This window comes from Streptomyces sp. NPDC037290, from assembly GCF_055603245.1.
Window position 1 is genome coordinate 410037 of the sequence record NZ_JBVJVZ010000005.1, and the last position, 26063, is coordinate 436099.

The 26063-nt window shown below is 67.9% G+C and carries 28 protein-coding genes and 1 pseudogene; 21 read left to right on the forward strand and 8 right to left on the reverse strand.

From position 1 onward, the window contains the following. Window positions 1-101 precede the first annotated feature (101 nt). The gene (locus ACZ7HQ_RS20545; protein ID WP_470991537.1) at window positions 102-500 is read right to left on the reverse strand and encodes a VOC family protein; all 399 of its coding nucleotides are present in this window, start codon (window positions 498-500) and stop codon (window positions 102-104) included. 92 nt (window positions 501-592) lie between these two features. On the opposite strand from ACZ7HQ_RS20545, the gene ACZ7HQ_RS20550 reads away from it, so the two are divergent. Then, window positions 593-1582, forward strand: coding sequence for a helix-turn-helix transcriptional regulator (locus tag ACZ7HQ_RS20550; RefSeq protein WP_470991539.1), 990 nt, complete (start codon window positions 593-595; stop codon window positions 1580-1582). A gap of 189 nt (window positions 1583-1771) precedes the next feature. Here ACZ7HQ_RS20550 and ACZ7HQ_RS20555 read toward each other — a convergent pair whose 3' ends face one another. Beyond that, window positions 1772-2473, reverse strand: coding sequence for a hypothetical protein (locus ACZ7HQ_RS20555; protein WP_470991542.1), 702 nt, complete (start codon window positions 2471-2473; stop codon window positions 1772-1774). Between the two features lie 628 nt (window positions 2474-3101). Between ACZ7HQ_RS20555 and ACZ7HQ_RS20560 the strand changes: the two genes are divergently transcribed. The 6 genes from ACZ7HQ_RS20560 (at window position 3102) to ACZ7HQ_RS20585 (ending at window position 8098) form a co-directional block, all read left to right on the forward strand. Beyond that, a complete protein-coding gene (locus ACZ7HQ_RS20560; RefSeq protein ID WP_470991545.1) occupies window positions 3102-3824 on the forward strand; it encodes a hypothetical protein in 723 nt (240 codons plus the stop codon). A 1033-nt stretch (window positions 3825-4857) separates the two neighbouring features. Further along, the gene (locus ACZ7HQ_RS20565; RefSeq protein ID WP_470991548.1) at window positions 4858-5412 is read left to right on the forward strand and encodes a hypothetical protein; all 555 of its coding nucleotides are present in this window, start codon (window positions 4858-4860) and stop codon (window positions 5410-5412) included. A gap of 389 nt (window positions 5413-5801) precedes the next feature. Further along, entirely contained in the window at window positions 5802-6026 is a 225-nt protein-coding gene (locus ACZ7HQ_RS20570; RefSeq protein WP_470991551.1) for a hypothetical protein, read from the forward strand. A 330-nt stretch (window positions 6027-6356) separates the two neighbouring features. Next, complete coding sequence (locus tag ACZ7HQ_RS20575; protein WP_470991554.1) at window positions 6357-6746, forward strand: hypothetical protein; 390 nt, start codon at window positions 6357-6359, stop codon at window positions 6744-6746. A gap of 346 nt (window positions 6747-7092) precedes the next feature. Further along, window positions 7093-7614 (forward strand): hypothetical protein, encoded by a 522-nt coding sequence (locus tag ACZ7HQ_RS20580; RefSeq protein WP_470991556.1) that lies wholly within the window; start codon window positions 7093-7095, stop codon window positions 7612-7614. Between the two features lie 91 nt (window positions 7615-7705). Further along, entirely contained in the window at window positions 7706-8098 is a 393-nt protein-coding gene (locus tag ACZ7HQ_RS20585; RefSeq protein WP_470991559.1) for a hypothetical protein, read from the forward strand. A 205-nt stretch (window positions 8099-8303) separates the two neighbouring features. Here the strand turns inward: ACZ7HQ_RS20585 and ACZ7HQ_RS20590 are convergent, their stop codons facing one another. Beyond that, a complete protein-coding gene (locus tag ACZ7HQ_RS20590) occupies window positions 8304-8924 on the reverse strand; it encodes a hypothetical protein (RefSeq protein ID WP_470991562.1) in 621 nt (206 codons plus the stop codon). A gap of 260 nt (window positions 8925-9184) precedes the next feature. On the opposite strand from ACZ7HQ_RS20590, the pseudogene ACZ7HQ_RS20595 reads away from it, so the two are divergent. Further along, window positions 9185-9472 (forward strand): annotated as a pseudogene (locus tag ACZ7HQ_RS20595) (site-specific integrase); the annotation flags it as partial. A gap of 39 nt (window positions 9473-9511) precedes the next feature. Here the strand turns inward: ACZ7HQ_RS20595 and ACZ7HQ_RS20600 are convergent. Together ACZ7HQ_RS20600 and ACZ7HQ_RS20605 are read right to left on the reverse strand one after the other, a co-directional pair. Then, complete coding sequence (locus ACZ7HQ_RS20600; protein WP_470991564.1) at window positions 9512-10036, reverse strand: hypothetical protein; 525 nt, start codon at window positions 10034-10036, stop codon at window positions 9512-9514. Window positions 10037-10410: 374 nt separating this feature from the next. Continuing rightward, window positions 10411-10542, reverse strand: a complete 132-nt coding sequence (locus tag ACZ7HQ_RS20605; protein ID WP_470991566.1) for a hypothetical protein — start codon at window positions 10540-10542, stop codon at window positions 10411-10413. Window positions 10543-10988: 446 nt separating this feature from the next. On the opposite strand from ACZ7HQ_RS20605, the gene ACZ7HQ_RS20610 reads away from it, so the two are divergent. Beyond that, on the forward strand, window positions 10989-12509 hold the full coding sequence (locus tag ACZ7HQ_RS20610; RefSeq protein WP_470991568.1) for a helix-turn-helix domain-containing protein: 1521 nt from the start codon (window positions 10989-10991) through the stop codon (window positions 12507-12509). A 1254-nt stretch (window positions 12510-13763) separates the two neighbouring features. Beyond that, the gene (locus ACZ7HQ_RS20615) at window positions 13764-14651 is read left to right on the forward strand and encodes a hypothetical protein (protein ID WP_470991571.1); all 888 of its coding nucleotides are present in this window, start codon (window positions 13764-13766) and stop codon (window positions 14649-14651) included. Window positions 14652-14807: 156 nt separating this feature from the next. Here the strand turns inward: ACZ7HQ_RS20615 and ACZ7HQ_RS20620 are convergent, their stop codons facing one another. Beyond that, window positions 14808-15416, reverse strand: a complete 609-nt coding sequence (locus ACZ7HQ_RS20620) for a GNAT family N-acetyltransferase (protein ID WP_470991574.1) — start codon at window positions 15414-15416, stop codon at window positions 14808-14810. After that, window positions 15397-16155: a GntR family transcriptional regulator gene (locus tag ACZ7HQ_RS20625; RefSeq protein WP_470991577.1), complete on the reverse strand. Its 759-nt coding sequence runs from the start codon at window positions 16153-16155 to the stop codon at window positions 15397-15399. Before ACZ7HQ_RS20625 ends, ACZ7HQ_RS20620 begins: the two co-directional genes overlap by 20 nt. A gap of 465 nt (window positions 16156-16620) precedes the next feature. On the opposite strand from ACZ7HQ_RS20625, the gene ACZ7HQ_RS20630 reads away from it, so the two are divergent. From ACZ7HQ_RS20630 to ACZ7HQ_RS20650, 5 genes are read left to right on the forward strand one after another with little or no spacing between them, the layout of a single operon-like run. Next, window positions 16621-16890, forward strand: coding sequence for a DUF6284 family protein (locus ACZ7HQ_RS20630; protein ID WP_470991579.1), 270 nt, complete (start codon window positions 16621-16623; stop codon window positions 16888-16890). After that, a complete protein-coding gene (locus tag ACZ7HQ_RS20635) occupies window positions 16887-17741 on the forward strand; it encodes a protein spdB (RefSeq protein WP_470991582.1) in 855 nt (284 codons plus the stop codon). Before ACZ7HQ_RS20630 ends, ACZ7HQ_RS20635 begins: the two co-directional genes overlap by 4 nt. After that, entirely contained in the window at window positions 17741-18076 is a 336-nt protein-coding gene (locus ACZ7HQ_RS20640; RefSeq protein WP_470992247.1) for an RRQRL motif-containing zinc-binding protein, read from the forward strand. Before ACZ7HQ_RS20635 ends, ACZ7HQ_RS20640 begins: the two co-directional genes overlap by 1 nt. Before the next feature lie 28 nt (window positions 18077-18104). Next, window positions 18105-18371, forward strand: coding sequence for a hypothetical protein (locus ACZ7HQ_RS20645; RefSeq protein ID WP_470991585.1), 267 nt, complete (start codon window positions 18105-18107; stop codon window positions 18369-18371). A gap of 1 nt (window position 18372) precedes the next feature. Continuing rightward, window positions 18373-18690, forward strand: coding sequence for a hypothetical protein (locus ACZ7HQ_RS20650; protein ID WP_470991588.1), 318 nt, complete (start codon window positions 18373-18375; stop codon window positions 18688-18690). A 122-nt stretch (window positions 18691-18812) separates the two neighbouring features. Here ACZ7HQ_RS20650 and ACZ7HQ_RS20655 read toward each other — a convergent pair whose 3' ends face one another. Next, window positions 18813-19046 (reverse strand): chaplin, encoded by a 234-nt coding sequence (locus tag ACZ7HQ_RS20655; RefSeq protein WP_470991591.1) that lies wholly within the window; start codon window positions 19044-19046, stop codon window positions 18813-18815. 332 nt (window positions 19047-19378) lie between these two features. Between ACZ7HQ_RS20655 and ACZ7HQ_RS20660 the strand changes: the two genes are divergently transcribed. The 6 genes from ACZ7HQ_RS20660 (at window position 19379) to ACZ7HQ_RS20685 (ending at window position 25828) form a co-directional block, all read left to right on the forward strand. Next, window positions 19379-21499: an FtsK/SpoIIIE domain-containing protein gene (locus tag ACZ7HQ_RS20660; protein ID WP_470991594.1), complete on the forward strand. Its 2121-nt coding sequence runs from the start codon at window positions 19379-19381 to the stop codon at window positions 21497-21499. 207 nt (window positions 21500-21706) lie between these two features. Then, window positions 21707-22207: a hypothetical protein gene (locus ACZ7HQ_RS20665; protein ID WP_470991597.1), complete on the forward strand. Its 501-nt coding sequence runs from the start codon at window positions 21707-21709 to the stop codon at window positions 22205-22207. A 16-nt stretch (window positions 22208-22223) separates the two neighbouring features. Then, window positions 22224-22676: a hypothetical protein gene (locus tag ACZ7HQ_RS20670; protein WP_470991600.1), complete on the forward strand. Its 453-nt coding sequence runs from the start codon at window positions 22224-22226 to the stop codon at window positions 22674-22676. 87 nt (window positions 22677-22763) lie between these two features. Beyond that, a complete protein-coding gene (locus tag ACZ7HQ_RS20675) occupies window positions 22764-23504 on the forward strand; it encodes a class I SAM-dependent methyltransferase (protein ID WP_470991603.1) in 741 nt (246 codons plus the stop codon). Then, complete coding sequence (locus ACZ7HQ_RS20680) at window positions 23501-24349, forward strand: bifunctional DNA primase/polymerase (protein WP_470991607.1); 849 nt, start codon at window positions 23501-23503, stop codon at window positions 24347-24349. Before ACZ7HQ_RS20675 ends, ACZ7HQ_RS20680 begins: the two co-directional genes overlap by 4 nt. A 3-nt stretch (window positions 24350-24352) precedes the next feature. Then, a complete protein-coding gene (locus ACZ7HQ_RS20685; RefSeq protein ID WP_470991610.1) occupies window positions 24353-25828 on the forward strand; it encodes an ATP-binding protein in 1476 nt (491 codons plus the stop codon). Window positions 25829-26063: the final 235 nt, after the last annotated feature.

A 26063-nucleotide genomic window follows, 5' to 3' on the forward strand; every position in this document is an offset into this window, starting at 1 on the left:
GTGATCCCGGCTTCCGCAGCCACGTGCGCGATCGGACGTCCGGCGTCGGTCAGCAGACACAAGCGCAGACGTCGTTCGAGGGTCAGCGGCTGTGCGTGGCGTCAGCGTGCGAACTTTTCGATGGCCGCTGGGGTGACGGGGGTGAAGAAGTTGACGAGGTTGCCGTCGGGGTCGCGGAACAGCAGCGACCGGTTGCCCCAGGGCATCGTGGTGGGTTCCGTGACGAAGTCGGTGACGAAGCCGGTCAGGTTCTGGTGAACGCGGTCCACGTCCTCGACGCGGAACTCGGTGATCACGCTGTGGTTGTCCGCCGGGCGGGCAGACCCCGGGGCGAACAGCGGGACGGTGCGGGTGCCGGCGATCGCCAGGGTGGCGCCCGGGGTCCTGAGTTCGGCGAAGTCCTCGGTGGCCCACATCGCCTGCACCCCCGTGGCTCGCTCGTAGAACTCGACGAGGCGTGCGACGTCGCTGGTGATGATGCGGATCGAGACGAAGTCCATGGGATCTCCCTGGCTGTGCTGGAGTCGTGTACTTCGCAGGTTAGGAAAAATAGTGGACAGAATCGGTCCGGTATTCGCATTAGGCTGTACACATGCCTCGGCCCACCGCCCGCGTGCTGACACTCCTGGAACTGCTGCAGTCGGGCGGCACCCGAACCGTGGCCGAACTCGCCACCCGGCTCGGCGTCGAAGGGCGCACCGTGCGGCGGTATGTGGACCAGCTGATCGACCTCGACGTGCCCGTGGAGTCCGTACGCGGCCGCTACGGCGGGTACCGGCTCGCCCCCGGGTACCGCTTGCCTCCGCTCATGCTCAGCGACGACGAGGCGCTGGCCGTGCTGCTCGGGCTGGTCGCCGGCCGCCGAGCAGGGCTGACGACAGCGGGGCACACGGCGAGCGAGACGGCCTCGGCCAAGATCCGCCGGGTGCTGCCCAAGCACGTCGCCCACAGGCTCGACACACTCCTGGAAGCTCTCGCCTTCACGGACCAGACCGAGGGCTTCGACACCCCGGACGCCGGGATCCTGCTCACCATCGCCGATGCGGTGCGCCACCGCCGACCGGTCTCGATCCGCTACACCGACCGCGACGGCCGGCGCAGCGAACGCACGCTGCACGCGTACGGGATCGTCGCCCATTCGGGCCGGTGGTACGTCACCGGCACGGACCCTCGGATCGGCGAGGACCGGACCTTCCGGCTCGATCGCATCGCAGACGCGAGGACCCTGCCCGGCTCCTTCGAAGCGCCCGTGGATCCCGGTCCGGCACAGCGCGTGGTGTCGGGGTTCGCCACGGCCACGTACCGGCATGAGGTGACCTTGCGGATCCACGGGACGATTGAGCAGATCCGTGCCCGCCTTCCCGCCAGCGTCGCGAGCCTGGAGGAATACTCGCCCGTGTCGGGCGAGGACCGAGCGACCGAGCGCTGGCTACGCGTCGAGCTACGGGCGGAGCAGCTCGATTGGTTGCCTCCGGTACTCGCCTCACTCGACCGGCCCTTCGTCATCGAGCGCCCCGACGAACTCCGCGACCTCGTCAGCGCGCTCGCCGCTCGCCTCGCGTCCTACGCCCGCCAAGCCTGACCGCGAGGAACCAATGTCATGAGATGGCACACCGCTATCCGCCAGCGGTAAGCCTGGTGGGCAGTGGGCCGATCACCGCAAAGTGATCAACGGGGTGCTGTTCCGGACTCGCACCGGGGTGCCGTGCCGGTGTCGTAGGCGCTGTCGCTGTCGCTGCCGGGCGACGAGGCTCGCGTGCCCCGGGCCCGCTCAGCCCACGGGACGCAGCAGTCCGGCGAAGCGCGTGCCGGCGATGGCGTCGGGGGCCGCGGTGACCGATGACCCGTCCCGGAAGGTCAGGGCGACGTGTGGCTCCTCCTTCCCCTTCGCGCTGCGTGCTGTGGGGACGGTCAGCACGGACGCGATGTCACCGGGGGAGTACTGGATCAGCGGATACAGCGGGGCACGATTGCCGTACGCGTAGCCGAGGACCAGGACCCTGTGGTCGGTCACAGCCATGACGAAGTCACCGCTGTAGGCGTCCAGTTGCCGGATCGCGAGGGTCAGGAGGACCAGCCGCGCGGCCATGGTCGACCAGTCTGCGCGCCGGTCGACGGCCATGTAGTCGGTGATCTTGTCGGGCACGTACCACAGCGCGTCGGAGAGTGATTCCGCAAGGACCTCTCCGGCCGCCTGGAAGGGGTTCATGGCCAGGTACGCCAATCCGGCGGCGCGCGCGAGGCGCGACTCCCCGTCCCGCTCGGCGGGCGCGGGGGCGAGCGGCGGCAGGCGTGGGATCAGGCGGTCCGGGGGTACGGGGGCGGCGACCAGGCGGGCCTCAGCGGTTCCGACGAGGGATTCGCCCGGTGCGAGGAACGCCGTGACGCCGTCGGCTTGCTCGGCTAGGCGCCGCTGTCGCAGACGCTCGATGTCCTCGCCCGTCACACCCAGCAGCCTGCGGATCATGCCCATGACCGACAAGCCTATCGCCGCGGCCGCAGCCGAAGAGCCGGGCGTTCCAGTCACCGGCACAGGCCCTGGCCTTGCGCGGTGTCCCTCTTCTCCAGGCGCCGCAAGGTGCATCCGTCGAACCACCGCACGGTGGACAGCCCCTTGGGGCCGATACGGATCAGCTACGGCAACTGGCCCGGGGGCACGGGGCGGTGCAGTCTCCGCACGCTTGCGTCTAGTCATGTACTGCAACCCAGCCGCACTGCAAGCCATACTGAACGGACTTCGGTTGAAGGTCAGTTGGGCGCGACGGGGGACTCATGTACCACTCTCAAGAGATATCCACGCCGCAGACCTGATTTTGATCATCTGCGGCTCTCTGGTCGTCGCCCACCTTCGCAAGGATGTCGGCACGCTGGGCAGATAGCTGATCACAGTCTCGGGAGCATGGTGCCGCTGCCAGCAGCGAGCGCACACCTGATCAACGACCCGCATCATCAGCTTGGCCTCGCGGGGCCGACTGCTTTCACCGTGGTTCCCCGCTGTTCCCCGCTCGATCTGGTGCGCTTGTGGGGCCCGTACGAGTGGACCCTTTCAAGATGAGCGTGCTCGGGCCGCTGTAGGGGCCCGTTGCGAAGGAGACAGTTGCGTGGACACTCTCTCGGTAACGCTGGTCTCGGCGTTGACTTCAGGCGCCACCTCCGTGGGTCTCGTGTGGCTGAACAGCCGGCAGCAACGGCGAGACAGCAATCGAACTCAACGCGAGACCCACAACATGTCGTACCTCAACCCCCTTAGGTGGCACACCGCTGAAGTACACCACCGGCTCTCCCTCTACGCCACGTCCATCGACCGGCATGGTTCCTATCGACCTGCGCAGGTCCTCAGCGAACCGCGGGAGATCGATGACCAAAACGAAGCCTGGTTCGCCGGAACGGGCATCGCGCTGGTTTCCAGCGTCTGGATGACTGCGTGCCTGTTCGCCCAGATGACTCGCACCCGGCACGACATACCATTTCTGCGCTTGCCAGGGAAGGACGACACAAGACTGGCCGCCCTGATCCTGAAGGTCCATGTGGCTTTCGCCGCCTGCGACGTCTACTACGCGACACAGTCCAGCATCGGCGCCGACGTCATCCTCGAACCCGAAGGACGACTCAGGAGCTACAGAGAATTCTGCGATCTCCTTATGCAACCGGATCGCAGGGTGTGGGCCGATCCCCTCATCTGGTTCCATCTCGCCATCGCCAACGGCGAGCGTCGCCCCAACCTCCAGCGCGCCTTGGATGCCGTCCAAGAGCTGTCTGGGTTCCTCGACGAGAGTCTTGCCGGCGGCGCGTCACTGCGAGCGCGCTGGGACGCCGAGCGCTAGAGCAGGTCGCGACGGGCGGTCCGTGACGACGGCTCCGGGCCCTGAGCTTGGGAAGCTCAGGGCCTCTTGCCTTGCCTCCGGTAGCTGACCTGCGGGCAAGGGCGCCAGTGCCCTGGTTGCGGACCGAGTGGGCCCCCGGTGTTCCCTGTGGCTCCCCGCACGACCCGGCACGGTTCTGGCACGCCGAGCCAAGGCTCCGCTCCGCGTGACGGCGTCGCCGACGGCTGTCGACTCAGCTGTTCACCCGAGCTCCTCGTGGGCGGGTTCATCGCTCGACCTGCCTGCGGGTTCACCGCGACTGCTGCCACCGACCAAGGACTGAGGCTCTGCGACTGTACTTCGTTGCTGTACCGCCGACTTCGCGCCCGAAGGCGCCTTGGTCACCGCCCTGGCCGCGGTGGTTCGCGGTTAAACTGCGCCGACTTGTCTGCCAAGGGGGGAAATGCGGTGGCGGCTGCTGGGGTCTTTCTGGCGCTGATCTTCCTGGCGATGGGCACGGTGGGACTTTCTAGGCGGGTCAGGCTGAGCAGGCGCGGAGTTCGTGTCAGGGCTCATCGGGGAGGTGAGAGCTGGGCTGGTGGCATCTGGTCAGCGGACTTCATCTACAAGGATGCCGAAGGCCGGAGGCACCGGCTGAGCCTGAGCCCCGGTGACGCCCCCGACATCGGCAGGGGGTCGATCGAGGTTGTCTACGACCCGAAGAACCCTAGAAGAGCCCAATCCGCCCACGAGTTGCAGCGCTCGTACTGGAGAACTACCGAGGGGGCGTTCGGGCTTGCAGGGATTGTGATCGGTACTGCTTGTACCGCTTACGTGCTCCTGTCAGTAGGCCTGCTCTGAACACCCGGGTCGATGAGTCGCAACGACTCAGACAGACCGGCGGCGCGCCGCCCCTCGGTGGGCAGGGCGCACCGTATCCGTGTCGGCCGTTGGTGTCGGTTGTCAGGGTCCTCTTGACGTCACACCAGATGATGAGCACTCGTAAGATCATCAGTGCATCGAGGGGCGCTTGAGGCCGGGGGGACAGATGGGGATGGGCGAGCAGTTCGTAACGATAGGGGCCGTGCTGCTCGGCGCACTGTCAACCCATTTCACCGGCCAGCTGATGGAGCGGAGCAAGAATCGCTACCAGCTCATGACTCGGTGGGACGACAAGAAGGTCGAGGCGTACGCGGCGTACATGGACGCAGTGAAGTGGCGCATCGCCGCGTGCGTCCGGGTGTACGAGGCCAAAGAAGGGCTGGCTGAAGATCACAGGTCTGAGGAGGAGGTGCGCGCGGATCTATTCCAAGCGAGCCGGCGATGGGGGTCCGCCTTCGAGCGGGTCATGCTCCTTGGCTGCGACGATGCGATCGAGGCCGGCCACGACCTGAACGTACTGCTATCTGAGATCACCTGGCAGGCGACAGGGAAGATCACCGGAACTCTCAGCGAATGGCGGGAACGGCATCGCGCCGCGTTCCGAGCGATCAACACCTTCCATGAAGCGGCCCGGCAAGACCTGGGCATCCAGGGGAGAGTCACGGGCGAGAAGCACCCGCAGCGCGACCTCTTGCTCCCACCCTCCCGCGATGCAGCGGAAGACTGATGTTCCTCAACACTGCTTCGCAGATGGGCGCATGCGCCGGTACCTAACGCACCATCGCTCACCAGGAGAAGCGCTGTCCTCTGCTGTCGTCATCTGTCGTCGTCGGCCGCCCTCGGACGGCCCGGAGACGGGCCGGCCCTCGCAGCGGTGCTCCTGGTAGCGGAGACGGTTGCACCTGGCTGCTGTATGGCGCTGCGCCGGCGCTCAGAAGATGCGGACAAGCCGCGACCGGCAGATCCGACGGCAGTCCGCCAGTTCCGCCTCGGGCTGCTGAGCGCCACTGCCGACCGCCGTCGTTGCCGTCACATCAGGGACGCTCAGCACCCGCCTTCGCCAAGTGCGAAAATGCCGCGGTGCGACGCTGACCGTCAGCCCGGGGAGGGAACAACGTGATCATTCGTGGGGTGCTCTGTCTGCTGCTGCTGCTCGCGGTCGGCGCCTGCACGGCGGTTGCGTGTGGTTACCGCGGCGCCGACGTATGGGTCTGGGACTGGGCAGACGCGGTGCGCACCCCATACGAAAAGACCTGGCGAAGTCTCACCACCATGCGAATCTGCTTCGGGTTCGCGGGCGTCCTCCTCCTGGCAGGAGCGCTGCGCATCCTGGTGAGCTGACCGCCGCTCGACTCGGAACCCCCTCGGATGCCAAAAGCCCGGGCCAAGATCGATCCGGAGCGTCTTCCCTGGTGCCCCGGCAGGATTCGAACCTGTGTAAAGCACCGGTGTTGACCGTGACTGACCCCGGCATCTGGCACGGTTGTGGCACGAACCTCTGCCGACGACAGTCAGTCACGACGGCGGGCGCGCAATGCATCGATGGGCACTGGGTCGCGGCACTTCGCTGCTGTACTGCTGGCAGGGAGGAAGGACCAGTCCCACAAGAACCGCAGGGGGCTCATGCAATGGTCGACGCTTGTGGCGACAGCTGTGGGCCCAGTACTCGGTGTGATCGCCACCCTCGTTGCTGATCACGTCCGGTGGCGGCGCGATCGGTCGGAGCGGGATCGCGACACGTTGCGTACCGCATGCACGGAGTATCTTGCAGCCCTTTCCGCCGCCAGGGATGCATTCACCCGGACGGAACCTTCCCCGGACCGTGTCGGCAAGGGACACGTCGCGATCGGGGAACACGGCGTGTACGCGGCACAGCAACAACTGGAACTGGTGGCCCAACGGACGCTCGTCGACAAGGCCGGCCGCGCCACTCTCAGCGTGCTTGATTTCCATGACGCGGTGGTTGCTGGACACGCCGCGGACTCCTCGGAGGAGACGCCGGGTAGAGCCGGACTCTCAGCTTGGGAAGCTCGTGTTTTCTGCTCCAGGCTGCCCCGCTGACCTGGGCAGGGAAGCGCACGGGTCCGAGATGACCGATTACCTGCTTTCCGGTGTTCCCCGGGGTTCCCCGCACGATCTGGCACGGACATGGCACGGGACAGCCATGTCGGAAGTGACCACAGGAGCCTGAAGGTGCCGCAGCCGGGATCCCTCAAGCGGGACGCTGCGCCAGGCAACCCGTGCTCTCGACCGGCGCGAGGGTCGCGAATCCTGCAGCCACATGGAGCATGATCGAAATGCGGTCGGTGTCGCGCACCTCGACGATGGCGCTGAAGGGCGGAGCGCGAGGCCTGCCTTGTGTCAGCTGAGCCCTCCGCCGAGTCATGCGTCAAAGAAAGAGGAAACCATGACGGCAGCGACGGAGACTCCCACTCGTGAAAAGGCCGGGGTAGGCCAGGAAGAGATCGGCGAGGAATCCGCCTTCGGCCCGCTTCTGCTGGCAGCCTTGCTGTCCCGGCGTGAGGAGCGGGGTGAGGAGTCGATCATCGAGCATCCGCTCCTGCTCGCCGCGCTCACGCGCCGTCGCCGTGAGGAGCGGGGTGAGGAGTCGATCATTGAGCATCCCCTCCTGCTCGCCGCGCTCATGCGCCGTCGGCGGGAGGAGGGTGGTGAGGAGTCGATCATCGAGCATCCGCTTCTCCTCGCCGCGCTCATGCGCCGTCGGCGGGAGGAGGGTGGTGAGGAGTCGATCATCGAGCATCCGCTCCTGCTCGCCGCGCTCATGCGCCGTCGGCGGGAGGAGGGTGGTGAGGAGTCGATCATCGAGCATCCGCTCCTGCTCGCCGCGCTCATGCGCCGTCGCCGCGAGCAGCGCGGCGATTCTCTGATCCAGCACCCCCTTCTCCTTGCGGCGCTCATGCGCCGCTGACAGGAAAAGCGACACTCTGCCCCCCGATCCCGGCAGTCGTCGGCATCGGGGGGCAGGTCCCGTACGGCAACCGAAGACCTGAGGAAACACAATGGCAGCTGAGTCCGGCGACAGATCCGAACGGGATCCCTTGGAGGCCTTCATCGACGAGATCTTCGAGGAAATGGTGCGTGATGCCGGAATCCTCCACACCGGCACCGGTGTCAAGCACGGAAAGGACCCACTGGCGGGAGCCCTGATGGAAGCGGCTACGGCGTTGCTTTCCCGGCCGCCTTCCCGTTCCTCGGAACTGGAACGGGTGCTGTTCGCGCAGATGCTCGCGACCGCATTGGCGGAATCTCTCGCGCCTGCTCTGGCGGATGTGCTGGCCTCGGAGATCATGAAGGTGCTGAACCACCACGCGGCCCCCCAGAGAGGCGGCAGTCACGAGACCGTCGGCGGATCCGGCCACAGTCCCCGTTCCTCCGGCGGAGGTGAGCGGTAACGGCCTCGTGACGCTCAGGTCGGCGTAGTGGCTTTGGGGTGACGCTGCTTTGGCGCGAGTGATCACGGCTCCGCAAGGCGGCACGGTCGGGCGTGGCTTTCCAAAACTGACGATCACCGTTGACTCCTGGGTCTCTGAGCGTAATCGGTGATCGTCAGTGGCACACGTCGCGTGGGGTGGGTCCCGATGACGGGACCGATGGCAATCACTCACCAGGCTGGTACGAGAGCACTGGATCAGCCCATCCACCCAGGCGACGCGAGAGCCCGAAGCGCTGAGGCAGCCACCAACGCCGCCTGGCGCGTTCGGGGGCGACAGCCGACCATGGGGGGCCAGAAAGGTCTTCCACACCCCACCACGTCTTGACGGCTTTGGTCCCGTGCAGCCTCAGAAGCGGCCAGCGTGGAAGATGCAAGCCGGTGAAGAACAATGAAACGTCATCCCCGCATTTTGTGGTGTAGAAGTAGCGCTCGACGTCCGTGTAGCTGGCTCCCAGCCCGGAGTCCAGCCCCATGGTTCCCCCGAGCCACGTGAGAGCCAGCCTTCCACCGACGGGGATCGACGGGACCAGCACCGGATTGAACCAGACCTCGCCGTTGAGACCCCGTTTGAGGCTTGTCCTCTCAGTTTGGGCAACAACCACGTTGGTCGCTGGGCCAGTTCCTACGTTGACGAGCCACCACTTGGGTTCGCCGGTGCCGCCCTGCCCGCTTTCCCACATGAACTGCAAGACGGGCATGTGGGAGCGCCGATTGGACGCATAGGACAGGCCCAGTGAGCCCAGCGACACGAGCACTGCAAGGACCGAGATCAGAATGGTCGACATCGCCCCTCCCCCACGCGACAGACGCGCGTCCTCCATACCCGCTACCTCGTGGCCGAACGCATCTCGGCTACGAGGCAGTGAGCGGCGCTCCAACCGAGGTCAGTAAGGATTGAAGTCACCTGCGCTGACTGGCGGTTGTGCCCCCGTGGCGGTGGGGCGAGGGGTGGGAGGAGTGCCGGCCGTATTTGGTCGGTCCGGCAGCTCCCGTCTGGCCGCTGGGGGTTCGGTACCACGATCCGGCTGCACATCCTGCCCACCTTCGGAGCCGGCGAGCGGACCGCTACGACGTGCCAGAGCGGCCGGTCCGCACGGTCGCGGAAGTCGTCGCCGTTGCCGACTCCATCGCCCCGCGCTACCGGCTGCTCGTGCTCCTGGCGGCCTTCACCGTTCCACGGTTCGCAGAGCGGGCGGCCCTGCGGCGCCGGGACGTTGACCTGGACGGGCTGACCGTCACTGTGCGCCGTGCTCAGGCCGAGCTGCACGACGGGCGGCTCTTCGACAAGGCGCCGAAGCCTGCGGCCGGGGCGCGCAATGCTTCCTTTCCGGCCGCCCGTAGTGGCACGCCTGTGGCACGTGCGGCTCCGCTGTCAGCGGTTGCTCGTGGTGCCGATGTCGACGATGTGGTTGTACCGCTCCACCAGCACGAAAAGTTTGATCTTCTGCGTCGTCTCCCCGCTGCCGAACGTCAGGGTGACGATGACCTCATGGCCGTTACCCACGGCGCCGTTGTCGGTCACCGTCCACTTCCGCGGGACGTTTTGAGCACGCAGTACACCGTCCGCCCCGTGCTTCTTCTCCCAGGCCGCCAGTCGCTTGGCGAAGTCGGGCGTCAGGTAGTGCTTGCGGAGCACCGTTTCCAGCGTGGTGTCCGGGTCCGTGTAGTCGCCGATCGCGTCGATGTACGCGCCGTAGAAGTCGGCGACCCGGGTCACCACTTGACCGCTCGTGCCGCTGACCGACTGCGGTGCGGCGGCGCTCGACTTTGCGGGGGCATGGACGGATGCCTGTGCCGGCACCTGTGTCGACACACCGAGTCCGACAGCCAGGACGAGGCCGGCGGCGACGGCCGCGCGGCGGCCCGGACGGCGGTGTGCGGGGGACTTCCTGTTCATGTGCATCTTCCTTTTCTGTTCCCTGTGTGGTTGCTCTCGGCCCGGTGTCTTCGTGCCGGCGCCGTCGTGCGGCTATCGCCTTTTCGGGTGGGCGGGCGCTGCCCCAGGGTCATGAACATCTGCTGCTGCGCGGGCCCATTCCCCTCCCCCCTGCCGCGGCTCGCGGCGCGATCGACGACACCAAGTCCTGCTGAATCGCGCCGAACGACCCTGTCAGCGGTCGATTGGCCGCCCTCCCCACCCCCGTGGCGGAGGGCGGCCCCGGTCATGCGGTCGGCGGAGCTTGTCCACGGCCCGTGACGGCCGTCTTCTTGAAGGCCTTCACCGGCGCATGCCGGAAGGCGCCAGACGGGTGTCAAAGACGCCCCAGGAGGTCACCGTGTGCAGGCCGTATCCGTGCCGCTCTCCTCGGCAGGCAGCGTGCCGTAGTCCTTCAGCGTGGCCTCGGTCTCCGGGCCGGTCTTCTCGATGCGTGCGCACAGGACTTGATGTCGTTGCTCAGCCACGAGGAGCGTCCCTTCGCCACAGCCGTCCTGGACAACTGCACCCTGACCTGACGGCCCAGCGCCGTGCGTAGACAGCGGTCCCGTTCCACCGCCTCCGGTACGCAGGCGGTGACCTTGCCGACCGTTCAGGACGAGCTTGGATACGACGGGAGATGGGCCGCCGTGAGCCGACGCCTTGGCCGCCACGTCTGCCGGTGTGGCGAGCGGCGTGCCGAGGGCGAGCCCGTGACGGCGAGTGCGAGGGGCGGGCCTGCTCGGGTGCGCTGAGGCATGGGTGTCCCCCGTGGATGAGTGCATGGGTGTCATGTGCCGCCCGCCGCCGACTGGTCGGTCCGGTCCTGGTCGGTGCGACACCAAGAGCATCAGCCGCCACGACGGCTCGGCGCAACGCCGGACGCCCGCTCGGCGAGGGTGGAACCATCCCAGCCCATCTGACGTGCAGGTATATGGACCGCCTGAGATACGGGGACACGTGGGAGGCTGGGGGAGCGGTGTCGACCGATGACGACGTCGAGCAGTTCGCGGCGCTGCTGCGCCGACTGAAGGACCGCACGGACCGGAGCTACGGCTCCCTGGCCCGCCGTCTCGGCATGAACACCTCCACGCTGCACCGCTACTGCGCGGGACAGGCGATCCCGCAGGACTACGCGCCGGTGGAGCGGTTGGCCGCCTTCTGCGGAGCAACACCGGAGGAACGCCTCGATCTGCACCGACTGTGGCTGCTCGCGCTGGCGGCACGACAGCGGCCGAGGGCGGGTGAGGAGACAGCGGAGCCGGCAAAGACCGAAGGGGCACTGAAGCCGACAGGGGACGAGCGGGCTTCGGGTCCGGACAGCCGGACAGCGGGGCGTGCGGGTGGCAGCACGCGCAGTGTGGGTGGCGCCGCCGACGGCATCGGTGGTGACGGGGACGGCACGAGCGGTTCACCACCGCGACTCGATGCGGGCGCCCCCGGCGCCGCACTGGCCGCTCCCGACGCTCCCGGACCGGGCAGTCGTGAGTCGACGGCCCAGTGCGATGCGGTCCGCTCAACCGGACGGCCCTGGTACCGCCGTCGCCGTACCGTCGTCGGCACTGCCACGGCGACCGTACTGCTGGTGACGCTGGGCAGTATGTCGGCGCTGTCGGCCGACCGGTCTCACGACAACTCCGCCAAGGCCCCCGGTCAGTCCCGTACGACAGGAACCGGTACGTCACACCACCCCTCCGCCACCGCGGCCAGCCCCTCCCGCAGCCGTTCTTCGGCCTCGCCCTCCACAGGAGTACGGGCTTCAGGGAGCCCCGAGTCGAAGGACGGATCGTCGGCCGGGACGAAGGGTGACGCCCCCGTGCCAACCGGTGTGCCGCTCGCGTGGACCGCCGACTCGCAGATCTGGGACGGCGGTTGCGGGCACGACTACGTCATCGGGAAGGAGCCGGCCCAGGTGCCCCCGCCGCCGGTGGAGCAGGACGCCGAAGTGTGGGCAGCGACGCAGCAGGCGGTACCTGGGCGGCAGACGATGGTGCAGATCTCGGTACAGGGGAAGTCGTCCACGGCCGTGGTCCTCGAGGCCCTCCGGGTCCGTATCGTCAGCCGCGGAACCCCGGTCACCGGCAACGCGTACGCCATGGGCCAGGGCTGCGGCAGTGATCTGCCGCCCCGCAACTTCTCCGTGAACCTGGACGTCGACCGCCCGATCGCCCGCGCGCGCCCCGGCAACGACAGCGGAAAGCCCGTCCCCGCGGTGCAGTTCCCCTACCGCGTCTCCGCCGAGGACCCGGAGGTGCTGCAGGTCACCGCGACGACCGAGGCCTACGACTGCAACTGGTACCTGGAACTCGACTGGTCATCCCAGGGCCGCACCGGCACGGTCCGCATCAACGACCACGGCCACCCGTTCCGCACCAGCAGCATCAAGGGCCTGCCCCACTACTGGTACGGCACGAACGGCCACGGTGTGCGTCAGTGGGTACCCACCGGCTCCTGAGGGAACGTGGGAGCTGCGCGGGCCATTTTCGCGAGGTGACCGTTGCTGCCGCGTCGGCCAGGAACGCCCGCCGCGTTCCACCGTCGTCCAGGACACCCAGTGCGAGGCCATGAGCCACATGGACCGGCTGCTCAGGAAGAGGCGCCCCGATCGTGGGTGACCGCCCGCGTTGATGTCAGAAGTAGATGTCAAAGGCCCCGGACCATGATCGGTCCGGGGCCTTTTGCCTGGTGCCCCCGGCAGGATTCGAACCTGCGACACCCGCTTTAGGAGTTCACCTCGCTGGCTCAGTGGCCTAGTTCTCGTCACTCATACCTCGTCAGCGAGGTGCACGAAGGGTTGCCGGGGTACGGCAAGGTGCGCGCATGTTGCCGTCAACGACTGCCGTCATTGGGGCGCCGGCTGTGGAGTGACCACACCCCGACGCCACCGTCACAGCACCACGCCCTTCGAGACCGACCCGGCATCTTCGGACGGCGGGAGCCACTTGGGGGAGGCGCCGCCGTACCTAACCTCTGCCCCGTATCGCGCCACCTCCCGACCCACCTCACGTACCGCCTCCGACGCCTCCAAGAGCGCGCTTGCGACGGCTGCTAGCCCGCCCCACGCCGAGAGCGTAAGCAGCGTTGAATGCTACTTTGAGTTCCTCCCGCGACTTCCCGCGAAACGCTGCGGTGCCTGCTATCCGCGCCGCACACTTAGTACGACGGCGCTGGTCGTAAGCGAGGTTTTAACTTGGTTGGCACAGGCAGGACGTCAAATAACCCTCGACAGGGTTTTCTCCGCTGGGCACGAGCCGTGGCCGCCCAAGCACGAGAGGCAATACGCCATCTGAAAAGCCTGCCACAGGAGGAGGAGCGACGACTGGACCAATATGTCATCGACCGTGTCGAGAAGCTCAGGGCACTGAGTTCTGTGAGTGCCGAGACGAGAGTGCGCATTGAGCCTGCAGTCTCAAGAGCCGCCCGGAATGCACACATACGCGAAAACAGAGCAGCCACGTTCCAGGCATTCCGATCCGAGCATCGCCTGGTTCGCTGGATTTCCAATATAGCCGCAGCCCTGATTTTTTATTGGCTAGTAATCTGGTGGTCCCTCACATCCCCCTTAAGGAAGGTTCCAGTAGCCGACAAGTCGAACTCTATGCTCCTCACATTATTTATACTGTTCTTGCTCTTTCTTGTGGCTCGCAGATTGGTTGGGGACCGCGAAGGCCTATCGGGTCAGATTCACGTCGCGGCCAGCATCTTTGGTATGGCTCTCCTGCTCTCTGCCACACGTGACTGGTGGATCACACAGATCCTCAAAGTAACGGCCATCCCCTCCGTCCAAGCTTGGCACCCGGTCACGCGACCCGTTGCCGACATGGCAGGAGGCGAGATACTTAGCGGATCTTCCATCGGACTTCTCCGGTTCGCCACCATAATCACGCTTTACACGGTGGGGCGTGCCATCGTTTTGGCCGGACAAACGGCAAAGTCGAGTGAGTATGCATCCGTGACACTACTGGACTCGATGCTGGAGATAGCCACACTGCTCGAAGTTTTGGTACGCCAGATGGACCGAGACTCTTCAGATTCACCGAGCCAAAGTTCGACCACTGCGCATGCTTATTTGTGGCTGTCAGACCGCGCGAAACTCATCGAACTTGTTGAAGCGACGGCACGCTTCGCCGAAGGTTACTGGGGTAGAACCGCCCGCGTCACAGATCATGTAGCAAACATTGAGATTCAGCGTATAGCGGACGGTATCGCTGTCTCAGTGCGACGATGGAAGATCGCCGCGACAGTAGGTGGCGCCGACAATCTGAGAGATATGAAGCACGCCTTTTCAATCGCAGTAGTGAACTGTGCCGAGGGAGATTGGGAGTTGCTTGCAAGTGAGGCGTCGGCACGCGAGGTCTTCAGTAAGAAACTGGTGAAGGTTGTTCGCAGAGCGCTTTCTCTCACGGTGCTCATTACAGCCATTCTCGCCGTTGTGGCGCACCCCTTCGGCTGGACGCAGGGGCTGGGCAACGCCGCCGTTGCTGCGCCATTTATGGTGGCAGCAGCTTTCATCGCAGGTCTATTGGACCCCACGATTTACGATCGGATGACGCCGGTAACGAAGCTCGGTTCTGATCTACTTTCTAAGCGAGGGTAGACCGCCACTCCATGGGGCAGACTGCGCTGAGGTCCCGGATCCTGTGTGGTCGGCGGAGCCCTACGGCAGAGTAGCTGTGTTGCAGTCGCCCCCGCCTCCGCGGCCGGGGCGACTTCCGAGTCATCAGGTAGCACTAACGGCGGTTGGCTTGCGTATTCAGCGCCGCTGGTGTGGCACCTCAGGGTCCTTTGGTGTCCTCTTGGCGGCGCCGGAGACTGGCAAGAGGTTGCCTGGCATGGCCAGCTCCCCCGCCGGTCGCTGAGCGAGCCAACCTGACCGCCGGTGCGACGGCGCTTCGGTGCGGACATGCTGGAAGCCAAGCCGCTCGTAGTAGCTCTGCAGCCCGGTGTTCGTGCGCCAGGTGTCAATGCGAACCCAGCTCCGCCCTTCCAGGGCAGCGAGACGGGACATCCAGTCGATGAGGCGCGTCCCAAGCTGCCGGCCTGAGGCTTCCCGCGCAACGATCAGCTTGTAGAGGTACAGCGCTGTTTCGGGGCGGTCGGCATCAGTCCAGAAATCCCGGTCGACGGGGCCACGGCTGACGGTGGCGAGCACCTCGTCACCTTCGCCGATGACGACCCATGCCCGCCCCTCATCTATGCTCGCGCGCCATTTGGAGATGGCTCGCTCGCCGGTTTCCGGGTCGCTCCACTGGTCTGTGCCTTTGGTACGCAGCCACGCCTCGGCCTCTGCGCGTAGGGCCAAAAGGGCAGGTACGTCCTCCGCCGCTGCAGGGCGGAGGTACTCAGTCCGTACTGACTTCATAGAGGATCTTGTGCCTGTCTCCGGGGAGGATGGTGACCATGCAGCGGAGGGGGCGGTCGTCCGCGTCATAGCCCGTGCGAGTGTGCTCTGCGACTGGAGTAGCTGCGGGAAGGCCAAGTTGCTCCGCTTCCTGGTGAGTCGGCATACGGACTGAGATTTCGTCCACGTACTTGGCTTGCACGAGTCCCACGGAGGCGAGGATGCCGCCGGGTGCGGAGACGTCTCGGGGCTCCATCAGGGGTGTGCCAACCACGAGTTCCTGAGGGAAGTACGAGTCGGCAAGTGCATAGGGCCGGTTGTCTATGAACCGGACACGCTTGCGCGCCACAGCCAATCCGTCTTCGGGAAGCCCAAGTCGCTCTCGGACGTGGGGCGGAGGCACAACGATCGACACCGAGATCTCTTGGCGGGGGGCATTTCCGTTCTCTGCGATTACGCTCGCCCACTGGTCGCCGGCCGTTCGCCCTTCCACCGCGTTGGCGTGGCGGCTGCGGCTCTCCAGCGTCGTCCAGTTCCACACGACAGGGGGGTAGTCCTCCCGGACGTACTTGCCCTGTCCCTGCCCGGCGACGACCAAGCCTTCCTCGATGAGGAGGCGCACGCCGGCGCGGATGGTCTCGCGGCTGTAGCCGTACTGACTCATCATCTTGGATTCGCTGGGCAGGGCCTCGCCAGGCCCCAGCCTGCCGGACTGAATCTGTTCGCGCAGGTCATAAGCGATTTCCTGCGCCTTCGTCATGCCGCGTCGCACCGCCAAGGCAACCCCTCTGCTCCAGCTCCTCCGTACAAGTTAGACCAGGGGGCTTGACTCTCCAAGCGCGACTCATGCAATCTCTTGCCACGACACTCCTCCAGACAAGTCGTACGGGGTGTCACGTACGGTTCTGCCGTACATGCAGCGCCCGGTGGGTCCCGCTACGACGGGAGCCGCTCTGAGCAGGGGTTACCGCGCTCGCCGGGGAGCTTTCGTTGCTTGAGAACTGCATAGGTGGGCCCCGTCTCCCCGAGTCGAAAAGACGGACCACGCGGCCAGTCCGCGCATCGACCTTCGCGGCGCTTGCTGCGGCCGGTTGCCTCCGCTGCTCGTCTCGTACGAGCAGCGCTGAGGGGAGCCGGAAGTTCCGACTTCAACGGCAAGCGCCCCCGGTGCTGGAACACCGGGGGCGCGGTTCGGGCCGTTCCTGTCTGAGAGGAACACGACCCAATGGAGCACATCGTTACTGTTCAGGATGCTGTTACCGCGTTCGCGGACTGGATGGAGCCGACCAGCGCGGAGCTGGACGGGATCGAGCAGGAGATGCCGCTGATCCTGGCGGACGTCGACCTGTTGGACGCGCAGATCATCACCCTGGACCGCACGTCGACCGAGCTGGACGCCCGCCGGATCCGGCGGGCCCGGCGCCGGGTACTGGCTGAGCGAGCAGCACTGACCAACCGCACCGCCACCGCGAGCCTGCCGGGTGGTGCGGCGTGAGGGCCAAGACCGCCCTGCCCGCCGTCGCGATGACGGCGGTGTCCATGGCCCTCACCCTGGCCGTGGTCGTGATGTGGCTCGGCACTGCGGTGCCTGGGGCCGTCGCCGTGGTCGTCGGTCTCGGTATCGACGGTGGCTGGCTGGCCACCCTCGCCTACGAACGTCGACTCGCCGCGCAAGGCGACCACAGCAACATCGTGACTGGCGTCGGTTGGTGCTTCGGCCTCATCGCGGCTGGTGTCTTGGTGGCCCACGCGCTCACCACCGCCGGCTCCGCCGGGGCGTGGCTGGCCGTGGCGTGGCTTCCGATCGCGGCCAAGGCGCTGTGGCTGGTCCACGGCCTGTGGGAGCGGACGGCGCTCACCCCGGTGGCGCTGGATGCGATCCGCGGCATCCAGCAAGAAGCCCGGGACGAAGCGGCCGTGGCTCGCGCCCGTCTTCGGGCCGAAGCGGTCACCGAGGAAACGAGGTTGACGGCCGTGACGCAGGCCGGTGCCCGCGTCGCACGGGTACAGGCCAAGACCGCACAGACCTTGTCCCGGGCGTGGTCGACGCTGGAGACGGCACGGGCGGGCGAGAAGACCGGACGGGCACTGACCAGCGTGACGAGCAGCGTCACGGCCGATGTCGCTTCCCGGTGGGAGCTGCCGGTGTGGGGGCCGACGGAGCCGATTCCCGCGCTGGAGACCGGACTTGCGCTCACCGATGCGGCGCTTGACCGGCTGGTCGATGAGATCCGCACCAGCGAGCACCCGGCCCTGTCCTACCGGGAGATGGCGAGCCGCTTCCGCGCGGCTGGCCACTCCGCCTCCGAGGTCCGCCTGCGGGCCGCTTGGAAGCGCGTCGCCTGATGGGGGCGTTGCCGGTGTTCCGGTGGCGCCTGGCCCCGGACGGCTACGCCACCTACCGCCAGTTGCGAGCGCGCGGCCTGCGCCCCGGCGGACAACCGGTGGCCGCTCAGCTCGAACGCCCGCGCCGTCGGCGCGGCCCGCTGGTCGCCTACCTGTACCGGCTCGACCTCGCCAAGCCGGTCCGACCCATGACCCCGGCGCGGTGGGCGGCCCTGGCCAAGGCCAACACCGCCCGCCGCACCTGCCCGACGTGCAGACGCGACGCCGGATACGTCATCCCCGCCTCGCTCGGCATGTGCGTGCCCTGTGCCGACCACGAGCACGCCGCCGCCTGACCCTCCACTCGCCGTCAGGAGTTCACCCATGAACAGCAACAACGCTGCCCCGTACGAGGTGGCCCACCACTGGTTCGGCTGGGTCACTGTCAGCGGCCACGGCCGCGCATGGGCACGCGGTCACGTCACCGTCCCGCCATGCACGCCCCGCGAGCAGACCTACCTGCTGATCGCCGCCTGGCTGCGCGAGCGCGGCTGCGCCGTCCCGGCGGACCTCTCCCGCGTCATCACCCTGCTGCCGGGCCAACTCGTCCCCGCTCCGCTCGCCGACGACACCACCCCGAGGAGGGGCTGAGATGGGCAAGCCCGACACCCGCCGCCTGGACAAGGCGATCCAGCAGAACGAACGCATGCTGGAGGCCGTCCAGAACCGCGAGATGTGGCCGCTGAACAGCCGCGAACGCCGCGCCGTGCTCGGCGCGATCGGGTCCGGCGCCTACAGCCTCCACCGGGGCAACGGCACCGCCCGCGCGGACCGGAAGATGGACACCGCCTGGCAGAGCGCCGAGACCCGGCTGACCGCCGAGATCACGGCTCTGCAGATGGAGCGGCAGCGCATCGTGACCGAGGCCGCCAAGGCCAAGGCCGCCAAGAAGTCCTCGGGGTGGTGGTGACTACCCCCGTAGGGTCCTGACCGGTTCAGCTTCTGTGGGCGGCCGGGGAGGAAAGGCCGACCGCCCACGCTCAACCGGACATGCGAAGGCCCATTGGGCCCCGTTCCGCCTGTCCGGTCAGCTCAGCCGTCGAAGCCGTCGTTGGCGAAGGTCGGATTCAGTCCGCCGATGACGGTCGCGGCGTTGCCCACGGCATTGACGGGGACGTGGACCGGGGCCTGAAGCAGGTTGCCGGAGCCCACGCCGGGGGAGTGCAGCGCCTTGCCACCGTCATCGGCGGCCGCGATGCCCGCTCCGCTCAGGACGACGGCACAGGCAACGGCGGCAACCGCAAGCATCTTCCTCATGGCGATCATGACTCGCTTTCTTTGAGTTCGAGAGGACGAGGGTTCGTCTCGGGCACCCGGCGCGCTGTCCTGGCGGAAGGAGCACCAGCCCGCCCGGACGACTGCCCAGCTCAGCACCCAACTGACCTTTCCGGCACGTACGTTCACTCGAACGATTCGGCACCCCCCCCGAAACCGGGACAGCGTCCGACCTCGCACGCGCACGCACTTCAGGGCCCTTTTTCGTCGGCTTCCCCTGCCCGCTGCGAGGCGTCGGGACAGCTCTACGCCGGCCTGGAACCACCGCCCCAGCCCCTTTCATCGCCTCCCGCCCCGATCGGGGCAGTCAGGAGACATTCCGCATGAGCGGCAACGTCGTTCACCTGCACAAGAACACCGACGCGACCGCCGAAGAGGCGAGCGTGACCACGCTGACTGTGGTCCCCGACCCCGCTCCGCTGGCACCCGTGCCGCTGTGGGTGCGCTCCGGCCGCGCTATCAAGGCCTTTGTCACCCACGAGACCACCCGGACCACGGCCCGCGCGGTCGCCCGGCACACCCTCTACGTGGCTGGCGGCGCGAGGATCGTGGGCCGCCGCACCTGGGACGGCCGGACCGCCGCCCGGTACGAGCGCATGATCCGGGCGGCGGAAGCCGCGGGGGACCACGAGGCGGCTGCCGAGTGGGAGGAGCGCGGGCAGCGCTACCGGGAGGCACGCCACCGCCGCCGCATGGACCTGCTGCACTCGCCACTCGACGCCGCCAAGGGCGCGGCCGTCAGCGCCGGCATGGGCGTCGGCTCTCTGGTCCTGCTCGGCATCGCGATGGCCATCGCCACGAAGGACCCGACCGAGGTCGTCACGCCGCTGATGGCGGTCATCAAGTTCATCAACCTGATGATCACGATCGTGCGCGTGGTGTGGGGCCCCGCGATCACGATCGGCCCCTTCCTGGCCCTGCTCGCGCTGTGGTCGGTCGGCGCCCACCAGCACGCCGCACCGAACTGGGCGCTGCCCGAGCGGGTCCGCAACGGCGAGGGTGAGCCGATCACCCCGTCCATTGTGGTCAAGGCCCTGCGGGACCTGGGCATCCCCGCTCTGCGCAAGGCCATCACGGAGATGGGCGATGCCGGCGCGTCCATGCTGTCGCCGATCGTGATCGCCGGATGCGGGGTGGAGGTCGACGTGACCCTGCCGTCGGGGGTGTCGACCAACGAGGTTCAGGGCAAGCGGCGCAAGCTCGCCGAGAACCTGTCCCGGCACGAACACGAGGTGTTCATCACCATCCCCACCGCCGCCCGCACGGTGCGGCTGTGGGTGGCCGACTCCGGCGCCCTGGACGAACCGATCGGGCCGTCCCCCCTGGTCACGGACGAGACGATGACGGCGAACTATAAGACAGGCAGGGCGCCGTGGGGGCAGGACCTGCGCGGCGACGCGGCGGCCCTGAGCCTGTATCAGCGGCACCTGCTCATCACCGGTCTATCCAACCAGGGCAAGACCGCGTCCCTGCGCGCGCTCGCCCTGTGGGCCGCACTCGACAAGACGGTGGAGTTCCGCCTCGCCGACCTCAAGGGCGGTGACTGGGTCATGTTCGACGGCCTGGCCACGGTGCTTATCCAGGGCCCGACCGATGACCACGTCATCCAGGTGACCGAGATGGTCGAGGGCGTGGTGGACGAGATGAACCGCCGGATCGAGGCCCGCCAGCACGACCCGGGCATCGAATTCCCGCCGCTGATCTGCCTCGTGGACGAGGCGCAGGTGGCGTTCATGTGCCCGGTCAAGGACGAGGACGGCCGCCCCTACGGCGGTTCCAAGGCCACCTCACGCTATTTCATGGCCGTCCGGAAGATCCACAACCAGGGCCGTGCCGTGAACGTGCTGATGTGGCAGGGCACGCAGGACCCCACCGACCAGAACCTTCCCAAGCTCGTCCGCGAGGGCGCCCACACCCGCGCCGCGCTCGCCCTGGGCACCGAGTCCCAGGCACGCATGGCGCTGGGGGACAAGGCGGTCGACGGCGGCGCCGCCCCGAACCTGCTGCGCCCCGGCCTGGACCAGGGAACCCTGGTCGTCGCTTCCAGCGGCATCGAAATCCCCAAGGGCCAGTCGTCCATCACCGTGCGCACGCACTACATCAGCGACGACGACGCGCAGGTCATCGCCGACCGGGCCAAGGCCCTGCGCAGTGGCGTCACCACTCTGCACGCCATCGAGCGCGCCGAGGAGCGGGACCCGCTCGCCGACATCGCGGCCGTGGTCGGCACCGACGCCCGGGTGCGCACGCAGGAGGTCATCACCCGGCTCGCCAGCCTGAACACCGAGGCCTACGGCGGCTGGTCGTTCCTCGACCTCAAGCGCGTCCTGGACGGCACCGGAGCCGAGCCGTACAAGTCCGACGGCGTGATGGTCATCAGCCGTGACCGGCTCGCCCGCGTGCTCGCCGACCGCGACGACACCGGTTCCGCTTCCGCTTCCTGACGGCAGGGAGGTGATCCCCGGCGGGTCAGGGAGGAAGGGAGAACTCCCTGAACCCCTCCCTGACCCGCCTCCCTGCCCCTGACCAGCACGAATGATCCATCAGGGAGTCAGGGAGGCCCGCAGCTCAGACCCCCGAAGACCCCCTCCACACGGCACCCCGAAGGGGATGCCGTCGCCTCCCTCACTCAGCACCGGAAGGGATTCCGCATGTCCTCCGAGATCACCCCCGGCACGGTCCAGCCGACCACCGGGATGAGCGACGACGTGGCCGCCGCTGAGGCCCGCCGGATCATCGCCGACGCCTACCGGCCCGCCCCCGAGACGCCGACCGCCTACCGCGACACCAGTCCCCTGCCCGCCTACGGCAGCACCCTGCCTGTCCCGCAGCCGGAGCGCCGGATCGTGCCCGCGTGGGCCGCCGGAACCATCGTCGCCGGCATCGGCGTCGGCGCCGCGTTCGTCGGCATTGGCTGCGGCGTCTGGCTCGCCTGCCGGGGACTGGCCGCCGTCTCCCTCACCGACGTCCTGTTCGTCACCTTGCCCATTGCCGCCGTGGCCGCCGTCGTCACGGCCGTCGGCTCGGCCCTGCGCTCCCTCAGGGACGTGCACACCGAGCACCACCACCACTACAGCGGCCCGGTCAAGCAGGAGAACACCACCACGCACACGCGCGGACTGTTCGCCCGCACCCGCAACGAGCGCCACTGACTCGATAGGAGCCCGTGTGTTCGCCATCCGGATCATCTGCGACCCCGCCGACACCGATCACGTCGTCGCCGCCCTGGACGACACTTTCAACGCCGGAACCATCACGGTCCTGCCCACCCGCGACGGGAAGCAGAACCGCCTCTACCTCTACGCCGACCACAAGCAGGCCCCGGAGCAGAACACCGCCGCGTGGCCCGGATACGAGGTGTACGCCACTGCACCGGACGTACCCACCGAAATGCACTGGCTGTGCGGACACGAGCCGCAGGAACGCGATCGCGAGTGGTGGCTGCGACGCGCCGCCGTCACCGACCGCATGGCCGCCGGCCTAACCCCCGGCTGGACCACCACCGAAGAGCAGGCCTTGCAGGTGGCGCGCCGCCTGATGGACCTGGACGACGCGGCCCCCATCTGCGACCCGCGCGCCTACATCCGCCAGCAGTACGCCCATTGGGCAACGCAGCCCTAGCTACGCCAAGGGCGGCCCCCCATTCCGCCAAGAACCGGGGCCGCCCTTGTCATCCAGCACTTCCTCAGAGAACTGGAGGCATTCAGCATGACCCATCGCAGGGACATCGGGCGCTTCTTCGCCCTGGACGGCCCGTTACTGATCCTGGACGCGTTCTGCTGCATCGGCGGCGCGACCGAGGGCTACCGGCGCGCGTTCCCCGGCTGCCACATCACCGGCGTGGACAAGGAAGCACAGCCCGACTACCGGGGCGACGCGTTCCACCAGGGCGACGCGATCGAGTTCATCCGCGCCCACGGCCACCGCTTCCACTTCATCCACGCCTCCCCGCCGTGCCAGGGAGAGGGCGCCCCGACCAGGGGTACCAACGCTCGGCGCAATGCGCAGGTCGGCCGGATCTACCCCCGGCTCATCGCGCCCACGCGGGCCGCGCTGGAGGCGACGGGCCGGCCGTATGTGATCGAGAACGTGGCCGGCTCCGAGGTCCGCAAGGACCTGCGCCTGTGCGGGGAACAGTTCGGCCTCGCCGTGCTCATGCACCGCTACTTCGAACTCGGCCGCTGGACCACCATGCAGCCGCCCCACCCCCGGCACCGAGGCCGCGTGCGCGGCTGGCGGCACGGCGAGTACCACGACGGCCCCTACGTGGCCGCGTACGGCCAGGGTGGGGGCAAGGCCACGGTGGAGGAGATCCGGGCCGCCAAGGGCATCGACTGGTCCACCGATCACCTTCGTCTGCGGGAAGCGCTGCCCCCGGCCTACACCGAGTGGATCGGGCGGGCCTTCCTCGCCGCGCGCGCCACGGCGGATCTGGGGGTGGTCGCGTGAGCGCCTCGACCAGCCACCTGCGCACCGCGCTGGACCTCGCGGCGGACGGTGTTCCGGTACTGCCGCTGCGCAAGGGGAAGGTGCCGTTCGGGAACTGCCCGGCCTGTGCACAGAACGCGTGCGGCGGCCGGCCGAACATGAGGACCCCCGGCCCCTGCGCCTGCCCGCAGCCGTGCCACGCCTGGGCCGCCGCGACCACCGACCCGCATGTCCTCAACTCCCCTGCCTGGGCGCCAGCGTGGCGGCAGGCGGCGACAATCGCCTACCACCCCGGCGGGGCCGGGGTGACCGTGGTCGACCTGGACGACCCCGCCGCCATCCAGTGGGCCCGCACCAACCTGCCCGTCACCCGGACCGTGCTCACGACGCGGGGCGAGCACTGGATCTACCGGGGCACGATGCCGTCCTCGAATGCGGTCCGGCCCGGTGTCGACATCAAATCCCTTATGCAGTACGCCCGTTGGCTCGGCCCCGGCATTGGCGTCACGGCCGCTCTCCCGGACGCCGTGCGCGCCCTGACAGTAAAGGAACCGCCCACGGCTCGCAGGGCGTCACAGACGCTCACAGTGCCTCTGAAGGGCGGGGAGGGGGAGTGCCGGCACCGCACACCCGCCTACCTGGAACGTGGCATCGCCATGGCCGTGCAGCGCATCACCGAGGCCCGCAGCGCGGTGCACGCCACCGTCTACCGGACGTTCCTCGCGGTGCTGTCGACACACGGCCGGTGCGGCTGCCTCACCGAAGCGCACATCGCGCGGCTGTTCACCGCCGCGCAGGCCAAGGGCGAATCACCCCGGCACTGCACCGAAGCGTGGACAAACGCCCGCACCGCACTGGGGATGTGAGTCATGTCCGAGGACGAGAAGACCCCGGCCCGCCAGATCATCACCGACTACGCACAAGCGCACTTCCGGTACTTCCGCACCATCGACGGCACCGTCTACGCGCAGAAGAACGGCCACCCCGTCGCCCGGCCCATCCGCTCCCAAGGCACGACCGGCAGCCACCGGCAGGAACTCATGGTCGGCCTCTTCAAAGACGGCATCGGCGTGTTCAACGGCACGGCACTCAAGGAGGCGCTGGACTTGATCGAAGCGCTCGCCCTGACCGAGGACGTACAGCCCACCCACATCCGCGTCGCCCCCGGATTCGACGGCGCGACCTGGCTCGACCTGGGCCGCACCGACGGCCGTTCCGTCCGTATCCACCCCACCGGCTGGGACATCCTCACCCCCGACCCGCAGGAAGTCTGCTGGCGGCGCACCCAGCTCACCGGCGAACTCCCCCTGCCCGCCCGGGACACCGACGGCAAGGGCATCGACCTCCTACTCCGCCTGTGCAACTTCGCCAGCGCCGAGACCGAGTGCCTGGCCCTCGCCTGGCTCATCGGCTGCCTGGAGCCGTCCGTGCCCGTCCCCGCCCCGTTCCTCACCGGCCCCCAAGGGGCGGGCAAGTCCACCGGCGGCCGGATGCTCGTGCGGATCATCGAAGGGATGAGTGGCGACCTGCGCCGGGCCCCGAAGGACGAGGAGAACATGATCACGGCCGTCGCCGCCGGCTGGGTCACCGCCCTGGACAACCTCTCCCACCTGCCCCCCGACCTGTCCGACCTCATGTGCTGCATCGTCACCGGCGCCGAAAGCATCAAACGCGCACTGTTCACCGACGGCGACGTCGTCCGCTCCCGCTACCGGCGCCCCATGCTCCTGACCGGCATCGACGTCGGCGTCATCCGCCCCGACCTCGCCGAGCGCCTCCTGCCGCTCCGTCTCGTGCGGCCCCGGGTACGGCGCACCGAGGCGGAGCTGTGGGCGGAGTACGCGGAGATCCTCCCCGTCGTTCTCGGCTCCCTGCTGGACCTGACCGTGAAGGTGCGGGCCGCCCAGGCGGACACCCCCACCGACCTGCGGATGGCCGACTTCGCCCACCTGTGCGCGCAACTCGACGCGGCCACCGGCTTCGGCGCACTCAACGCCTACCGGGCCAGCCTCGACGACCTCAACGACGACGTCATCGAAGGCGACCTCCTCGCCCAGACGGTTCTGCAGCACGCCGCCGGGCTCGATGCCGGCGCGGAAGTCCGCATGACGTCATCCGAGTGGCTGCACTGCCTCACCAGCCTCTACAGCGGCGAGGAGTGCCGTCCCCTGCCCAAGGGCTGGCCCACCACCGGCAAGGTGCTCTCCGACCGGCTCAAGCGGCTGCAGCCGACCCTCGCCGCACGCGGCGTCCTCATCGACTGGGGCCGCACCAGCGCCGCCCGCTACATCGAAATGACCCGCCCCCCGCTCCCGTCCCCGCACGAGCAGGAAGCGGCGTTCTGACCCGCGCCACCACGGCGCCGGCACCGAACAAGCAAGAGGAGCACCCGCCGCCCGCGCGGTGCTCCTCTTGCTGTTCCGGCGGCGTGCCGCCGCTGCGCAGTCGCGCCGCGAAGCGGCTCCTTCTTCACGGCCTGAGCCGCACCGCACCACTACGAACACCACCCCCTCTCTTATTCCTAAGAGAGGAGACGCTGCGTCACCCACGTCACCAGCCACCCGAAACCGGCCCCTGACC

Bases quoted from the DNA above. Each gene is read 5' to 3' on its own strand.
- ACZ7HQ_RS20600 (WP_470991564.1), bottom strand. From the start codon at position 10,036: ATGAACAGGAAGTCCCCCGCACACCGCCGTCCGGGCCGCCGCGCGGCC.
- ACZ7HQ_RS20660 (WP_470991594.1), top strand. From the start codon at position 19,379: ATGAGCGGCAACGTCGTTCACCTGCACAAGAACACCGACGCGACCGCC.
- ACZ7HQ_RS20615 (WP_470991571.1), top strand. From the start codon at position 13,764: ATGGCTCTCCTGCTCTCTGCCACACGTGACTGGTGGATCACACAGATC.
- ACZ7HQ_RS20675 (WP_470991603.1), top strand. From the start codon at position 22,764: ATGACCCATCGCAGGGACATCGGGCGCTTCTTCGCCCTGGACGGCCCG.
- ACZ7HQ_RS20565 (WP_470991548.1), top strand. From the start codon at position 4,858: ATGGGCGAGCAGTTCGTAACGATAGGGGCCGTGCTGCTCGGCGCACTG.
- ACZ7HQ_RS20580 (WP_470991556.1), top strand. From the start codon at position 7,093: ATGACGGCAGCGACGGAGACTCCCACTCGTGAAAAGGCCGGGGTAGGC.
- ACZ7HQ_RS20685 (WP_470991610.1), top strand. From the start codon at position 24,353: ATGTCCGAGGACGAGAAGACCCCGGCCCGCCAGATCATCACCGACTAC.
- ACZ7HQ_RS20650 (WP_470991588.1), top strand. From the start codon at position 18,373: ATGGGCAAGCCCGACACCCGCCGCCTGGACAAGGCGATCCAGCAGAAC.
- ACZ7HQ_RS20545 (WP_470991537.1), bottom strand. From the start codon at position 500: ATGGACTTCGTCTCGATCCGCATCATCACCAGCGACGTCGCACGCCTC.
- ACZ7HQ_RS20665 (WP_470991597.1), top strand. From the start codon at position 21,707: ATGTCCTCCGAGATCACCCCCGGCACGGTCCAGCCGACCACCGGGATG.
- ACZ7HQ_RS20610 (WP_470991568.1), top strand. From the start codon at position 10,989: ATGGACCGCCTGAGATACGGGGACACGTGGGAGGCTGGGGGAGCGGTG.
- ACZ7HQ_RS20625 (WP_470991577.1), bottom strand. From the start codon at position 16,155: ATGACGAAGGCGCAGGAAATCGCTTATGACCTGCGCGAACAGATTCAG.
- ACZ7HQ_RS20630 (WP_470991579.1), top strand. From the start codon at position 16,621: ATGGAGCACATCGTTACTGTTCAGGATGCTGTTACCGCGTTCGCGGAC.
- ACZ7HQ_RS20550 (WP_470991539.1), top strand. From the start codon at position 593: ATGCCTCGGCCCACCGCCCGCGTGCTGACACTCCTGGAACTGCTGCAG.
- ACZ7HQ_RS20555 (WP_470991542.1), bottom strand. From the start codon at position 2,473: ATGGGCATGATCCGCAGGCTGCTGGGTGTGACGGGCGAGGACATCGAG.
- ACZ7HQ_RS20645 (WP_470991585.1), top strand. From the start codon at position 18,105: ATGAACAGCAACAACGCTGCCCCGTACGAGGTGGCCCACCACTGGTTC.
- ACZ7HQ_RS20585 (WP_470991559.1), top strand. From the start codon at position 7,706: ATGGCAGCTGAGTCCGGCGACAGATCCGAACGGGATCCCTTGGAGGCC.
- ACZ7HQ_RS20590 (WP_470991562.1), bottom strand. From the start codon at position 8,924: ATGTCGACCATTCTGATCTCGGTCCTTGCAGTGCTCGTGTCGCTGGGC.
- ACZ7HQ_RS20655 (WP_470991591.1), bottom strand. From the start codon at position 19,046: ATGATCGCCATGAGGAAGATGCTTGCGGTTGCCGCCGTTGCCTGTGCC.
- ACZ7HQ_RS20640 (WP_470992247.1), top strand. From the start codon at position 17,741: ATGGGGGCGTTGCCGGTGTTCCGGTGGCGCCTGGCCCCGGACGGCTAC.
- ACZ7HQ_RS20620 (WP_470991574.1), bottom strand. From the start codon at position 15,416: ATGAAGTCAGTACGGACTGAGTACCTCCGCCCTGCAGCGGCGGAGGAC.